The sequence below is a fragment of the Marinovum sp. E3 genome (assembly GCF_055755275.1).
In genome coordinates this window covers 3,123,252-3,137,014 of the sequence record NZ_CM146908.1, presented here as the reverse complement: position 1 = coordinate 3,137,014, position 13,763 = coordinate 3,123,252, and the positions used below count along the sequence as shown (strand labels likewise).

The following is a 13,763-nucleotide window of genomic DNA, read 5'->3' as shown; positions in this document are numbered from 1 at the left end:
GGAATATTCCTCCCGTGGTTTTCAAGCGCCGCGACAGAAAACCGACCCTGCGCGCGTTGTGGGAATTCTTCTGGCCGCGTGGCGGTTGGGGCCGGGCGGCCCGCTATGTGAAACACCGGTTGCGGCGTCTGCCCGATCCGCCGGAAAAGATCGCCCGCGGCATCTGGGCCGGGGTCTTCACCACCTTCACGCCGTTCTACACCCTGCATTTCCTGGTGGCGGCCTTTCTTGCCTTCATCATGCGCGGCAATATCCTGGCGGCGCTGCTGGGCACCTTTTTCGGCAATCCGCTGACCTATGTGCCGATTGCAGTGATCTCGCTTCAGACCGGATATTTCCTGCTCGGCCATGAATTCTCGCCGCATATAGAGCGCACGCTCACCGGCAAGTTCGTCGACGCGGGCGAGGATCTGACGCGCAATTTCTGGGCCTGGGTCAAGGGTCAGCCACCCGACTGGCACGGGCTCGAAGTGTTCTGGGACGACGTCTTTTACCCCTACATGATCGGCGGCATCATCCCCGGCATCGTTGCCGCCACCGCGGCCTATCTGGTGGCCGAGCCGCTGATCCGCGCCTATCAGGCCCGCCGCAAGGGCGCGCTCAAGAAACGCCTTGAGGCGATCCGCGCCAAGGCCGCCGCCAAGAAGGCGGCCGCCGCCGAGGAGGCCCGTGAAAAGGCTGATTGATTAGCGGTTTTCACCGCCCGCGCGGGGCGTTAGCCTGTGCCCGAAGGTAACCGGGGGCACCACATGCAAAAACTCAGGCTCGGCGTGAACATCGACCACGTGGCCACCGTGCGCAATGCGCGGGGCGGCGCGGTTCCCGATCCGTTGCGCGCCGCGGCACTGGCCGAGGCCGCCGGTGCCGACGGCATCACCGCGCATCTGCGCGAAGACCGCCGGCACATCTCCGACGCCGATATCGACGGGCTGATGGCGGCGCTGACGGTGCCGCTGAACTTCGAGATGGCGGCCACCGACGAGATGCAGAAGATCGCCCTGCGCCACCGGCCGCATGCGGTCTGCATCGTGCCGGAAAAGCGCGAGGAGCGTACCACCGAAGGCGGGCTGGAAGTCGCGCGCGAGGAGAACCGGCTGGCGCATTTCATCGCACCGCTGCGGGAGGCGGGGTGCCGGGTGTCGATCTTCATCGCCGCCGACCGTCGCCAGATCGAGGCGGCGCACCGCATTGGCGCCCAGGTGATAGAGTTGCACACCGGCGCCTATTGCGATGCCCATGCCGAAGGCCGGTTCGAGGACCGCGACCGCGAGATGACGGCGATCCGCGACATGGCCGAACACGCGGCGGGCCTCGGCCTCGAGGTGCATGCCGGCCACGGGCTGACCTATGACACCGTGGCCCCGGTCGCCGCTCTGCCGCAGGTGGTCGAACTCAACATCGGCCATTTCCTGATCGGCGAGGCGATCTTTACCGGGCTCGAGGCGGCGATTGCCGAAATGCGCCGTCGGATGGACGACGCCCGCGGCACCGCATGATCCTCGGCATCGGCACCGACCTGTGCAACATCGAGCGGATCGAGGCCATCCTCGCCCGCTTCGGCGACCGCTTCCGCAACCGGGTCTATACCGAGCGCGAACAGGCCCGCGCCGCCCGCCGTCCGCATGAGGCCGCGACCTATGCCAAGCGCTGGGCCGCCAAGGAGGCTTGCTCCAAGGCGCTGGGCACCGGTCTGCGCATGGGCATCGCCTGGAAGGACATGTCGGTGACCAACCTGCGGACCGGCCAGCCGGTGATGCATGTCACCGGCTGGGCAAAGCGCCGGCTCGACGTGCTGACGCCGCCGGGGCATGAGGCGATCCTGCATGTCACCCTGACCGACGATCACCCCTGGGCCCAGGCCACGGTGCTGATCGAGGCGCGGCCGCTGGGCCCGGTCCCGTCCCGGACCTGATCCGGGACCTCGTGGTCCGCGACAGGGGAGGCCCCGGATCAGGTCCGGGGCGGGCTGTCGGGCCTATTCGCCGCGCGGGAAGCGCTGGTTTTCCTCGACGACATTGAGATCCATGTGGTTGCGCATATAGCGCTCCGAGGCCCTTTGCAGCGGCTGGTGGTCCCAGGGGTAATAGGCGCCGTTGCGCAGCGCTTCATAGACCACATGACGCCGGGCCTGGCTTTCGCGGACCCGGGCGTCGAACTGCTCGAGATCCCAGCGGGTGGCGGCCTCGACGCGGAACCGTTCGAGCACCTCGGCATGGTCGGAGCGTTCGGCCAGGTTGGTCAGCTCCTGCGGATCATCCTCGAGGTTGAAGAGCTGTTCGGGATCGAGCGCGCAATTGGTGTATTTCCAGGGTCCCGCCCGCAGGGCGACCAGCGGCGAATAGGAGGCTTCGGCGGCATATTCCATCGCCACCGGGCTCAGCCGGGTCGCGCCATTGCCCAGCGGCACCAGGGTTTCGCCGGTGGTCCAGGGCAGGACCTCCTCCATGCTGACCCCGGCCAGATCGCAGAGTGTCGGGCAGAGATCGATTGTGCTGACCGGCGCCTCGACGAGCCCCGGCGCCATCTGCGGCGCGGCGATCATCAGTGGCACCCGGGCCGAGCCTTCGAGGAAGGACATCTTGAACCACAATCCGCGCTCGCCCAGCATGTCGCCGTGATCCGAGAGAAAGAGGATGATCGCCTCCTGCCGCGTCGCTTCCAGCGCCTCCATCACCTCGCCGATCTTGTCATCGAGATAGGAGATATTGGCAAAATAGGCGCGCCGCGCCCGGCGGATGTCGTCCTGGCCGATGTCGAAGCTGCGCCAGTCGTTGGCGTCGAAGATGCGCTGCGAATGCGGGTCGTGGTCGTCGTAATCCAGCGCCGGCACCTGCGGCAGCAGATGCGCGCAGTCTTCGTAGAGATCCCAGTATTTGCGCCGTGCCACATAAGGGTCATGCGGATGGGTGAAGCTGACCGTCATGCACCAGGGCCGGTCGTCATGGCCCCGCGCGAAGTCATACACCTTGCGGGTGGCGTGATAGGCCACCTCGTCGTCGTATTCCATCTGGTTCGAGATCTCGGCCACGCCGGCGCCGGTGACGCTGCCCATGTTGTGATACCACCAGTCGATGCGTTCGCCGGGCTTGCGGTAATCCGGGGTCCAGCCGAAATCGGCCGGGTAGATATCGGTGGTCAGCCGCTCTTCGAAGCCGTGAAGCTGATCGGGGCCGACGAAATGCATCTTGCCCGACAGGCAGGTGTGATATCCGGCCCGGCGCAGGTGATGGGCATAGGTCGGGATCGACGACGCGAACTCGGCGGCATTGTCATAGACCCCGGTGCCCGAAGGCAGCTGGCCCGACATGAACCCCGCCCGCCCCGGCGCGCAGAGCGGCGAGGCGGTATAGGCATTGGCAAAACAGGTCGACCGCAACGCCAGCTTGCGCAGGTTCGGCGTATGCAGCCAATCGGCCGGGCCGTCGGGAAACAAAGTGCCGTTAAGTTGATCGACCATGAAGATCAGGATGTTGGGCTTGTCCGTCATGTCGGTTCCTTGCGATTTGGCGGCAGCTTGGCAGGCCGGACGCCCCGCCGTAAAGCCCCCATCGCTTGACACCTCCGACATGGGGCCGCATGTAGCCTGCGACAGATAACGCGGGGAGCCCCATGTCCATGGCCGAGGAAAAGAAAGGCAATGCGATCGTCGAGACGATCAAGACCGTTGTCTATGCATTGCTCATCGCGGGCGTGTTCCGCACGGTGTTCTTTCAGCCGTTCTGGATCCCCTCCGGGTCGATGAAGGACACGTTGCTGATCGGCGATTTCCTCTTCGTCAACAAGATGGCCTATGGCTATTCCTATGCCTCCTGCCCGTCGATCATCGTGCCCCGCTTCGGCATCGATCTCGATGCCACCGATTTCTGCGGCTGGGCCGATGGCGACAACAGCCGGCTGTTCGGCTCCGAGCCAGAGCGCGGCGATGTCGTTGTCTTCCGGCATCCGGTGACCGGGCGCGACTTCATCAAGCGGGTGGTGGGCCTGCCGGGCGAGAAGATCCAGGTCCGGGCCGGGCGGCTGCATATCGACGGCACGCCGGTCGAGCTGGAAGCGGATGGCGTTTTCGAAGAGGTCGCCGGCCCGCAGGGACCGCAACGGCTGAGCCCGCGCTGCTCGAACGCGCCGGTGGGCGACGGGGCGATGTGCGAAAAGGCGAAATTCGTCGAGACCCTGCCCGAAGGCACCGCCCATTCGATCCTCGATATCGGCCGGCAGTCTTCCGACAACACGCCGGTGTTCACCGTGCCCGAAGGGCATTACTTCATGATGGGCGACAATCGCGACAATTCCACCGATTCGCGGTTTCCGCAGCAGGTCGGCGGCGTCGGCTTCGTGCCCTTCGAAAACCTTGTCGGCCGCGCCGACCGGGTGATGTTCTCCTCTGCCGGCAGTTCGATGCTGTTCTTCTGGACCTGGCGGGGTGATCGTTTCTTCAAGGCGATCGAGTGAAGCTCTCGGCAGAGTTGAAGGCGCTTCAGGCGCGGCTTGGGCATGAGTTTGCCGAGCCGCGGCATCTGGTGCATGCGGTGACGCATTCGTCGATGTCGACGCCGACGCGCAGCGACAACCAGCGGCTGGAGTTTCTCGGCGACCGGGTGCTCGGGCTGGTGATGGCCGAGGCGCTTCTGGCCGCCGACAGCCGCGCCACCGAAGGGCAGCTGGCGCCCCGTTTCAACGCGCTGGTGCGCAAGGAGACCTGCGCCGATGTCGCACGGCAGATCGATCTCGGCGCGGCGATGAAGCTGGGCCGGTCCGAGATGCTCTCGGGCGGTCGGCGCAAGATGGCGCTGTTGGGCGATGCGATGGAGGCGGTGATTGCCGCGGTCTATCTGGATGCCGGTTTCGAGGCGGCCAAGGCCATGGTGCTGCGGCTCTGGGGCAAGCGGATCGATACGGTCGAGGACGATGCCCGCGACGCCAAGACCAGCCTTCAGGAATGGGCCCAGGCCCGCGGCCAGAACCCGCCGGTCTATGAGCAGATCAGCCGCAGCGGACCGGACCATTCGCCAGTGTTCATCATCGAGGTCAGGTTGGAGAGCGGCCAGACCGCCCAGGCCAAAGCCGGATCGAAGCGGCAGGCCGAACATGCGGCGGCCAAGGTGCTGCTGGACAGGTTGAACGGCGGATGACCGGAGGCCTGCGGCGCGAACGCAGGCCTTGCAAATCAGAACAGCGCCATGACGTCGGCGACGGCGCCGGTGGTATTCACCGCCAGCGTGACGCTGAAGGCCAGCGCGGCCGTTGCCACCCTGCGTTTCGGTTCCAGCAGGCCAAGCTCACGGCGCAGCAGGCGGGATTCTTCCTGCGGGATCGGCTCGCACAGCACGCGACGGACCAGCGTCTCCTGCTGGCGCTGCGCGTCGGAGGCCCGCAGACGCGGGACGCCTGTCGTGCGCGACTGGCGGTCGGTGACGGTCCGAAGCGTCGGGCGCGGACGCGCGGGCGGCCGGGCGAGGGCATCGAGAAAGGTCTGCCGGTCGAGCACGGCCTTGGCGTCCAGCCAGGCAATCTCGGTCACCGGGTGGCGCGCCACGAGGGCTTGCGTCAGGCGCGCCAGTTCCACTTCGGCGATCCGTGCGGTATCGGCCGAGACCGAAAGAACATAGTGCCGCGCCTTGCCCTTGCCGCTGCTTTCGAGGGTGACGACAGTGACGGGCGCGCCGGCGCTCGGCCCGATGTCGGGCGGGCGGCGGCTGTGGAGCCTTTCGATATCCTGGCGCAAACGGGTTTCGGTAATGTCGGAGCGTTTGTCGGCCCCGGCAGGCAAGCGCAGGCGGGCGGTGAGTGTGACCTGCGCCTGCGACTGTTTCGGGATTGTTTCGGTGTGAGTGATCATATCGTGAATTTAGGCAGCGATTCGGGCGCAAATTCGGACCAATTTTGGCGAAAATGCCAGATTGTTGAGAATTTCGACAAAAACGCCCGCTCTATTGGCGTCGCACGGGAAACAATTCGTGGCGCGCTCCGGGGCGGTTTCGCCTCTGGTTTTAGCGCCGGATCTGCGTTACTCGCTGTGGATTGTTGACAGGAAACCTGACCCCATGACCACACGCGCCGGATTTGTCGCCCTGATCGGAGAGCCCAACGCGGGCAAATCGACCCTCACCAACCGCATGGTGGGCGCGAAAGTGTCGATCGTGACCCACAAGGTCCAGACCACCCGCGCCCGCATTCGCGGCGTGGCGCTGGAGGGCGACAGCCAGATCGTCTTTGTCGATACGCCGGGCCTGTTCAAACCGCGCCGCCGGCTCGACCGGGCGATGGTGGCGGCGGCCTGGGGCGGGGCGGCGGATGCCGATATCGTGGTGCTTCTGGTCGAGGCGCACCGGGGGGTGACCGAGGGGGTGGAGCGCATTCTCGAGGGGCTTGAAGAGATCGGGCAGGGCCGTCGCGTGGCACTGGCGATCAACAAGATCGACCGGGTCAAATCGGACGTGCTGCTGGCGCTGACCGAGGATCTGAACGCCCGCTACGGCTTTGAAGAAACCTTCATGATCTCGGCCGAAAAGGGTTATGGCTGCGACGATCTGAAAAAATGGCTGGCCACGCAATTGCCGGAAGGCCCCTGGCTTTATCCCGAAGACCAGATCGCCGATCTGCCGCTGCGGATGATCGCCGCCGAAATGACGCGCGAAAAGCTGACCCTGCGGCTGCATCAGGAACTGCCCTACCAACTCACCGTCGAAACCGAGAACTGGGAAGAGCGCAAGGACGGCACCGCGCGGATCGACCAGGTGGTCTATGTCGCGCGCGACGGCCACAAGGGCATCGTTCTGGGCAACAAGGGCGAGTCGATCAAGGCAATCTCCAAGGCGGCGCGCGAAGAGCTCGAAGAGTTTCTCGGCCGGCGCGTGCATCTCTTCCTGCAAGTGAAGGTGCGCGAAAAATGGCTGGAAGAGGCGGCGCGCTATTCCGAGATGGGGCTGGATTTCCGCGACGGCAACAGCTGAGACGGTATCGGAGCCCCGGCGGGTCGACCCGGGGCCCCGACAGCGCCGGCGTGCCGGGGGAAGCAGCGCGCCGGCCTGCCACGAGATCGGGCGAGGTAAGGGGATGTCACCGGGCCCGCAACCCTGCCGCCGGGCCTGCGACCGGCCGCGACAGAGCTGTCCAGTCTCTCGTGGCAGAGAAACTTTGACTGTAGTCATGAGATAGCGCCGGGATCGAGATTTTCAAATGACAACAACATTCAGGAACGGTGGGGCATGCGGCTGACGGCGGATTTCTGGGTCGCGGCCTATATCGCGCGGCTGCGGCAGGCGGATATCCCGGCCTTCGTGGTGGCGCATGGCGACGACACCTCGGGCATGGTGATGGTGAAACTCAATACGCTGGACGGCCAGGCCCGCCTGTTTCACCGGATGCATGATCTCATGGCTGACGAGACCCGCTGGCAGGAGATGCAGGCCGGCCCGGAGGCCGAGGTGGATGCGGCGCTGGCGAAACAGCGGGCGATGGACCCCGATCTCTGGGTGATCGAGGTCGAAGACCGCGCCGGGCGGCACCTGCTGGACAGCGGTGGGCTTTGAGGCCAGCGTGGCGGCCATGGAATGGCGCGACACCGGAATATTGCTGAGCATCAGGCACCATGGCGAGACCTCGGCCATCGTCGAGGTCTTTACCCCGGGCCACGGCCGTCATGCCGGGGTGGTGCGCGGCGCCACCAGCCGCAAGCTCGGCCCGGTGCTGCAACCCGGCGCGCAGCTCGATCTGCACTGGCGGGCGCGGCTCGAGGAGCATCTGGGCGCCTATTCGGTCGAGCTGCAACGCTCGCGCGCGGTGCAGGCCATGGGCAGCCGGCTGGCGCTGTCCGGGCTGAACGCGGTCTGTGCGCTGCTGGCCTTCTGCCTGCCGGAGCGCGAACCGCATGCCGCGCTCTATCTGCGGTCGGAGCAGTTGCTCGACCTGCTCGGGCAGGACGAGCTCTGGCCGCTGGCCTATCTGCGCTGGGAGATGGCGCTGCTGGAAGAGCTGGGCTACGGGCTCGATCTCTCGGTCTGCGCGGTGACCGGTGCCGGTGAAGGGCTGGCTTATGTCTCGCCGAAATCCGGACGCGCGGTGTCGCAGGCCGGGGCGGGCGATTGGGCCGACCGGCTCCTGCCGCTGCCGGAGGTAATGTTGGGGCGCGGCGCGGCAGACAGCGCCGAAATCGCCGCCGCGCTGCGGGTGACCGGGTATTTCCTGACCGAGAAACTGGCGCCGGCGCTGGGCCACCGGCCGCTGCCGGAGGCGCGTGGGCGGTTTGTCGAGCGAGTCGGCTAGCGATGATGCCAGCGGCGCCGGAGGCGCCTGCGCACGCCTCCGGCAGCAGTTCTCCGGCATGGCCGGGCCAGGGGGTCAGTTGACCGCGACAAAGACCATTTCGCGGCCGTCTTCGTTGCGCAGCACCAGGCGATTGCCGTCAAATTCTGAAATCGTCATCTCACGCAGCGCGGCGAGAAAGGCGGCCTCTTCGCGGAATTGCGGGCACATCCTTTGGGTGACACCCATGCGCGCGGCGCCAAAGCCGGGCAGGGGCTCGGTCTGGACGCCGAAGAAGCGGTTGCAGGGGGTGCTGCCGGCGATCTGCGCCGGGGTTGGAAAGGTGAGCGTGGCGCGGGCCTCGAAGACCTGGCCATCGATGGACTGGAGTTTCCAGTGGGTTTCGGTGTCTTGCGCACCGCTCAGCGTCGCTGAGAGGCTGGCAAAGGCGGACAGGGCCGCCGCGATCAATGTCTGTGTCATGGCGCTAACCTAGGCGCTCTGAGGCGGCGGAAAAGCCGGTGACGGGCTTTGTCATTCCGGCGCGGCGGAAAAGATCATCTCGCGGCCGGCGTCGTCCGACAGGATCAGCGTATCGCCCTGCACCTCGGCCAGAGTCATGGCGCGCAATGCGGCGAGAAAGGCCTGTTCCTCGGACAGCTCCGGGCAGGCGCGGCGGGTGGTGCGCAAGGGGCCGGTGCCAAACCAGGGATAGGGTTTGGTCTGGCGGCCGGAAAAGCTGTTGCAGGGGCCGCGGCCCTGAATGCGGCCCTCGGCGGGAAAGCTCAGCGTGGCATCGGCCGTGAAGGGCGCGCCATCGATGCTTTCCAGCTGCCAGGTGACATCGGCGGCGCCATAGGCGGCAAGGGTTTCGCCACTGTCGCAGGTCGACAGCAGCGCGGCGGCGATCAGGGGCAGGGCAAGTTTCATGCGACCAATATAGGGGGGCGTGGCGGGATTGAAATATCGCATGCTCTCTTCCCTGTCCCGGCCATGGGGGCTAGAAGCGAGACATGCGTTGGACCTTGCCAAATATCCTCACAGTGCTGCGGCTTGCCGCGGCCCCTGCCGTGCCGCTGATGTTTCTCTATTGGGCGCGGCCCTATGCCGATATCGCGGCGCTGATGATCTTTCTGCTGGCGGCAGTGACCGACTGGTTCGACGGCTATCTGGCCCGCGCCTGGAAGCAGGAAACCAAGATCGGCACCATGCTCGATCCGATCGCCGACAAAGCGATGGTGGTGATCGCGCTGATGGTGATTGCCGCCTATTCGTCTTATTCGCCCTGGCTGGTGCTGCCGGCGACGGTGATCCTGTTCCGCGAGGTATTCGTCTCGGGGCTGCGCGAGTTTCTCGGTGATGTGGCGGGCACGCTGAAGGTGACCAAGCTGGCCAAATGGAAGACGACGCTGCAAATGGTGGCCATTGCGGTGCTGTTTTCGCAGGGCATTTTCGAGCATTATTTCGGCATGTGGTCTTATGGCATGGATCCTGAGATGGTCGGTGATATCCTCGAAGGCCGCGAAAGCGACGAGCTGGGACTGACGCAAATGTATCGCGGCATGTTCTGGTCGGGGTATGTGGGGCTTGTGCTGCTCTGGGTGGCGGCGACGCTGACGCTGATCACCGGCTGGGATTACTTTCGCAAGGCGCTGCCGCATCTGAAGGAGGACGGCTGATGGATGTGCTTTATTTCGCCTGGGTCCGCGAGCGGATCGGCGTTCCGAAAGAGCGGATCGAGACCGGGGCCACGACGGTGGCCGAACTGGTGGACGAACTGAAGGCGCGGGAGCCGCGCTACGAGGCGGCCTTTGCCGATCTGTCGGCGCTGCGGGTGGCCGTGGATCAGGAGCTTGCGGATTTCGATGCCGGGCTCGCCGGCGTGCGCGAGGTGGCCTTCTTTCCGCCGATGACCGGGGGCTGAGGCGATGCAGGTGCGCGTGCAGCAGGAGCCCTTTGATCTTGGCACCGAAGCCGCGCGCTTTGCCGGCGCCCAGAAGGACATGGGCGCTGTCGTCACCTTTACCGGCATCGTGCGCGACGCGGCGCGGGGCGGCATGGTGGCAATGGAGATCGAACATTACCCGGGCATGACCCAGAGCGCGCTCGAGAAGATCGCCGCGCAGGCCATGGCACGCTGGGATCTGGGCGATGCGCTGGTGATTCACCGGCACGGGCGGCTGGATCGGGACGAGATGATCATGATGGTCGCGACCGCCGCGCGCCACCGCAAGGCGGCCTTCGAGGCGGCGGAGTTCCTGATGGATTACCTCAAGAGCCGGGCGCCGTTCTGGAAAAAGGAAATCGCGGCCGACGGGGCCGAATGGGTGGCCGCCAAGGACGAGGATGAGGATGCTCTGAACCGGTGGTGAGCCGGGCAGGCCGAGCCATCGCCTTTCAATGGTCGTGCAAGCCCTTGCCTTGCAGAATGCGCGGTGTCCATTTCTCGACGCGGCTGGCCCGCGTGCGGGCCTGTTTCGCACCGGAGATGTGCAGCACATAGCCGCGCTTGCGCCCCGGCGTTAGCGCCTCGAAAGCGGCGCGCAGATCGGCATCTGCCTCGAGCGCGGCGGCCAACTCCTCGGGCATCTCCAGATCGTCCTTGGCAAAGGCCACCTTGCGCCCCGTTTTTTCGATGGCGATCGCCCGCCCGACATAGTCGCGGATGTCCGCCGCCCGGGCCTGCACCTCGGCCGGATCGGCAAACGGGATCATCCGCGCCGCGCGGGAGTTTGGCCCCGGCGCCACCAGAAGCCCCTGCGGATCCTCCAGCAGGACGCCCTTGAAAAAGCCCAGCGCGCAATGCGCCTTGAAGCCCCAGAGGATGGCGACATTGCCGCCATGGGCGCAATAGACCGGGCCGCGCCATTTGAAAGCCTCGTCCAGCGGGCATTCCAGCAGGATCGCCCGCAGCGCCCGAAGTTCCGGCTGCCAGGTGGTGAGCTTGTCGAACCAGATGCCGCAGCGGCGGTCGGGGGTGCCCATTGTCTCCTCCTTGCACTGATCCGCATCCTGCCGCAGCCGGCCGTCAGGACAACAAAAAACCGCGCCGCCCCGGGGGCGCGCGGTTTCCTGCGCAAGCTTGTCGCCGGTTCAGCGTTTGAGCGCGTCGCGGATCTCCAGCAGCACGTCAAGCTCGCTAGGGCCGGCGGGTTCGGCCTCGACCGGGGTGGCGGTTTCCTCGCGGGCGGCGCTTTCCTTGATGCGGTTGACCATCTTGACCAGCATGAAGACCACAAAGGCAATGATCAGGAAATTGACCACCGCCATGACAAAGCTGCCATAAGCAAAGATCGAGGCGCCGGCCTCGCGCGCGGCTTCGAGGCTGGCGTCGGCAGGAACCTCGCCGGCCAGAACGACGTAGTGATCGGTGAAATCGATGCCGCCGGTGAACAGTCCGATGATCGGATTGATCAGATCGCCCACCAGCGAACTGACGATGGCGGTGAACGCGGCGCCGACGATGATGCCGACGGCCATGTCCATCACATTGCCCTTGGCTATGAACGCCTTGAATTCCTGAAGCATGTTTGCGTGTCCCTTGGCTCTTGTCATCACGGGCCTGTCAGCCCTGTCGCAGGATGGTGCCGGGATACGCCGGCGGCGCAAGCGCTTTCATGGGAAATGAAAGCGCCTGTTCCCCAGTGTGTCAGCCGGGCAGCTTGCCGGTCAGCACATAGCGCAGGATATCGACCACCTGCGACGGCTCGCGCGCCACGGCCAGGGCGGCGGCATCCACCTCCTTGAGCGCGTGGTCATGATCGGGCTGTTGCAGCACGATCAGCGACTTGCCCAGCGCGGCGGCAAAGCCGGCGTCAAAGGCGGCGTTCCACTGGCGGTACTTTTCGCCAAAGCGCACCACCACCACGTCGGCCTCTTCGATGCCCTTGCGGGTGCGGATGGCGTTGACCATGGCACCCTTGTGATCGTGCCAGTACTTGTTGTCTTCGGCGCCGAGGATCGCCACCCCGCAATCGTCGCTGGCGTCGTGATCGGTGACCGGGCTGGAAAACACGATGTCGAGGCCCTGGGCGCCACGGGTGATCTGTTCGCGCCAGTCGGTGTGGATTTCACCGCTGAGATAGACATTCAGGGTCATGGGGGCTCCTTGCTCTCACGGTTGGGATTGCCCCAAGGCCTAGCATTGCCATGCCGGGAGGTCGAGCCACGCAACAAGGCCCGCGCCGCCGGGACACGGGCCTTGTTGCGGTTTCGGAGCGGTCAGTAGCCGGTGCCGCGCAGCACCACGCGAAAGGTGCGGGCGATCAGCGCCAGATCGGTGACGAAAGACAGTTCGCGGAAATAGCGGGCGTCAAAGATCGCGCGCTCGGAAAAGCTGCTCTCGTTGCGGACCGAGGTTTGCCAGATACCGGTGATGCCGGGACGCATGGCGTAATAGGCGGTGCCGGGATAAAGCGCGCGCTGATCCACCATCATCGGGCGCGGCCCGACCAGCGACATGTCGCCCCGGAGCACATTGAAGAGCTGCGGCAGTTCGTCGATCGAGCTTTTGCGGATGAAGGCGCCGATCCAGGTGATCCGGGGATCCTGGCGCAGCTTCTGGCTGTGATCCCATTCCCGCCGGGCCGCCGGGTTGGCTTTGAGATGGGCCTGAAGCCGACCTTCGGCATCATGCACCATCGACCGCAGCTTCCACATGTAGAAGATTTTGCCATTCCGGCCGATCCGCTTCTGACGATAGAACGGCGAATGCCCGTCCGTCGCGATCAGCAGGCACAAAGGTGCGAGCAGCAAAAGCACCGAGGGCAGGGCGAGCAGCACCACCGCGATATCCAGAATGCGTTTGGTCCATTGGCGATAGATGCCACGGCCGTGCGGATTGAACTTACTAACAAATAGGCTGTCGGAGGAGGATCCCTGAGCGGATTCCACCGGACGCACGTGCATTGTCAACGTCATGCCCTCCTGAGGCGGTCAATGACGAAAGCGATTTGCACTGTAGCGGGTTTCTGCGGACACAGATCATCCGCACTGCCAAAGCAGAGCGAACACACGCGGTCCCATGTCGAAATTCAATGCAGCCGGGAAACCGAGATGATTTCACCTGCCACGCGCAGACCCATTAACCGTACACTTCACTCCCAGGTGAAAGCACCAACCCCCAAGTGCCGTTTGAAAAAAAACTCACCGATTTTCTCGGCTGATTTTCGCTCGACTTCATCGAAAATGGCCGGTCAGGTTTCTGTCGTCAAGTTGCCTCAAATACCGTTCAACTTATGGGGGAGTGTGTGTTTGTCTACCTGGTATCCCAGGATAAACTTCGGTTGGCGACCGGTTCGGTGCCGCCGGATCTGTGCCAACATGGTGCCAGGGTTGTGGTGTCTTCGCGGTAAAAATACACCCCTGGCGGGTATTTGGGGTACGATTGTAGTAGCGCCGTTGACAATCTCCGGCCTGCCTTTCGGTTCATTCCGGTCTGGGAACAGTGGAAAGTGCAGGAAACCCTTGTTTTTACTCGATGCCCGGTGCGTTTTTCGGGCTTTGCGGTCCTTCTGGCCCGG

19 protein-coding genes are annotated in these 13,763 nt (G+C 64.9%); 11 read left to right on the top strand and 8 right to left on the bottom strand.

Going from position 1 to position 13,763, the window contains the following annotated elements; genetic code table 11:
* Positions 1-14 precede the first annotated feature (14 nt).
* From AC0J5K_RS15420 to acpS, 3 genes are all read left to right on the top strand, one after another.
* A complete protein-coding gene (locus AC0J5K_RS15420; protein WP_048533229.1) occupies positions 15-686 on the top strand; it encodes a DUF2062 domain-containing protein in 672 nt (223 codons plus the stop codon).
* Between the two features lie 63 nt (positions 687-749).
* Entirely contained in the window at positions 750-1,496 is a 747-nt protein-coding gene (locus tag AC0J5K_RS15415; RefSeq protein ID WP_274565329.1) for a pyridoxine 5'-phosphate synthase, read from the top strand.
* The gene (gene acpS / locus AC0J5K_RS15410) at positions 1,493-1,912 is read left to right on the top strand and encodes a holo-ACP synthase (RefSeq protein ID WP_048533227.1); all 420 of its coding nucleotides are present in this window, start codon (positions 1,493-1,495) and stop codon (positions 1,910-1,912) included. Before AC0J5K_RS15415 ends, acpS begins: the two co-directional genes overlap by 4 nt.
* Before the next feature lie 63 nt (positions 1,913-1,975).
* On the opposite strand, the gene betC is transcribed toward acpS, so the two are convergent.
* Positions 1,976-3,487 (bottom strand): choline-sulfatase, encoded by a 1,512-nt coding sequence (gene betC, locus AC0J5K_RS15405; protein ID WP_074835946.1) that lies wholly within the window; start codon positions 3,485-3,487, stop codon positions 1,976-1,978.
* 128 nt (positions 3,488-3,615) lie between these two features.
* Between betC and lepB the strand changes: the two genes are divergently transcribed.
* Both lepB and rnc read left to right on the top strand, forming a co-directional pair.
* Positions 3,616-4,449, top strand: a complete 834-nt coding sequence (lepB, locus tag AC0J5K_RS15400; protein WP_074836105.1) for a signal peptidase I — start codon at positions 3,616-3,618, stop codon at positions 4,447-4,449.
* Positions 4,446-5,129: a ribonuclease III gene (rnc, locus tag AC0J5K_RS15395; protein WP_074835944.1), complete on the top strand. Its 684-nt coding sequence runs from the start codon at positions 4,446-4,448 to the stop codon at positions 5,127-5,129. Before lepB ends, rnc begins: the two co-directional genes overlap by 4 nt.
* A gap of 35 nt (positions 5,130-5,164) precedes the next feature.
* Here rnc and AC0J5K_RS15390 read toward each other — a convergent pair whose 3' ends face one another.
* A complete protein-coding gene (locus AC0J5K_RS15390; RefSeq protein WP_274565330.1) occupies positions 5,165-5,836 on the bottom strand; it encodes a hypothetical protein in 672 nt (223 codons plus the stop codon).
* Positions 5,837-6,041: 205 nt separating this feature from the next.
* Between AC0J5K_RS15390 and era the strand changes: the two genes are divergently transcribed.
* The 3 genes from era (at position 6,042) to recO (ending at position 8,262) form a co-directional block, all read left to right on the top strand.
* Positions 6,042-6,950: a GTPase Era gene (gene era, locus AC0J5K_RS15385; RefSeq protein WP_048533219.1), complete on the top strand. Its 909-nt coding sequence runs from the start codon at positions 6,042-6,044 to the stop codon at positions 6,948-6,950.
* A gap of 255 nt (positions 6,951-7,205) precedes the next feature.
* Positions 7,206-7,529 (top strand): DUF1491 family protein, encoded by a 324-nt coding sequence (locus tag AC0J5K_RS15380; protein WP_074835941.1) that lies wholly within the window; start codon positions 7,206-7,208, stop codon positions 7,527-7,529.
* Positions 7,530-7,545: 16 nt separating this feature from the next.
* The gene (gene recO / locus AC0J5K_RS15375; RefSeq protein ID WP_048533215.1) at positions 7,546-8,262 is read left to right on the top strand and encodes a DNA repair protein RecO; all 717 of its coding nucleotides are present in this window, start codon (positions 7,546-7,548) and stop codon (positions 8,260-8,262) included.
* A 75-nt stretch (positions 8,263-8,337) separates the two neighbouring features.
* Here recO and AC0J5K_RS15370 read toward each other — a convergent pair whose 3' ends face one another.
* Both AC0J5K_RS15370 and AC0J5K_RS15365 read right to left on the bottom strand, forming a co-directional pair.
* Entirely contained in the window at positions 8,338-8,724 is a 387-nt protein-coding gene (locus AC0J5K_RS15370) for an META domain-containing protein (protein ID WP_074835940.1), read from the bottom strand.
* Between the two features lie 51 nt (positions 8,725-8,775).
* The gene (locus AC0J5K_RS15365; protein WP_244526457.1) at positions 8,776-9,213 is read right to left on the bottom strand and encodes an META domain-containing protein; all 438 of its coding nucleotides are present in this window, start codon (positions 9,211-9,213) and stop codon (positions 8,776-8,778) included.
* A gap of 41 nt (positions 9,214-9,254) precedes the next feature.
* Here AC0J5K_RS15365 and pgsA point away from each other — a divergent pair, with 41 nt between their 5' ends.
* From pgsA to AC0J5K_RS15350, 3 genes are read left to right on the top strand one after another with little or no spacing between them, the layout of a single operon-like run.
* On the top strand, positions 9,255-9,920 hold the full coding sequence (gene pgsA / locus AC0J5K_RS15360; protein ID WP_274565331.1) for a CDP-diacylglycerol--glycerol-3-phosphate 3-phosphatidyltransferase: 666 nt from the start codon (positions 9,255-9,257) through the stop codon (positions 9,918-9,920).
* Positions 9,920-10,165: a molybdopterin converting factor subunit 1 gene (gene moaD / locus AC0J5K_RS15355; protein ID WP_048533213.1), complete on the top strand. Its 246-nt coding sequence runs from the start codon at positions 9,920-9,922 to the stop codon at positions 10,163-10,165. Before pgsA ends, moaD begins: the two co-directional genes overlap by 1 nt.
* A 4-nt stretch (positions 10,166-10,169) precedes the next feature.
* Entirely contained in the window at positions 10,170-10,613 is a 444-nt protein-coding gene (locus tag AC0J5K_RS15350) for a molybdenum cofactor biosynthesis protein MoaE (protein ID WP_074835938.1), read from the top strand.
* A 25-nt stretch (positions 10,614-10,638) separates the two neighbouring features.
* Here the strand turns inward: AC0J5K_RS15350 and AC0J5K_RS15345 are convergent, their stop codons facing one another.
* The 4 genes from AC0J5K_RS15345 to AC0J5K_RS15330 all read right to left on the bottom strand — a co-directional run bounded on the left by AC0J5K_RS15345 (position 10,639) and on the right by AC0J5K_RS15330 (position 13,161).
* Complete coding sequence (locus tag AC0J5K_RS15345; protein WP_274565332.1) at positions 10,639-11,226, bottom strand: YdeI/OmpD-associated family protein; 588 nt, start codon at positions 11,224-11,226, stop codon at positions 10,639-10,641.
* A 108-nt stretch (positions 11,227-11,334) separates the two neighbouring features.
* A complete protein-coding gene (gene mscL / locus AC0J5K_RS15340) occupies positions 11,335-11,769 on the bottom strand; it encodes a large conductance mechanosensitive channel protein MscL (RefSeq protein ID WP_048533209.1) in 435 nt (144 codons plus the stop codon).
* 121 nt (positions 11,770-11,890) lie between these two features.
* Positions 11,891-12,340 carry a YtoQ family protein gene (locus AC0J5K_RS15335; protein ID WP_074835935.1) on the bottom strand — a complete coding sequence of 150 codons (450 nt, stop codon included), beginning with the start codon at positions 12,338-12,340 and terminating at the stop codon, positions 11,891-11,893.
* A 122-nt stretch (positions 12,341-12,462) separates the two neighbouring features.
* Positions 12,463-13,161, bottom strand: coding sequence for a sugar transferase (locus AC0J5K_RS15330; protein WP_274565333.1), 699 nt, complete (start codon positions 13,159-13,161; stop codon positions 12,463-12,465).
* Positions 13,162-13,763: the final 602 nt, after the last annotated feature.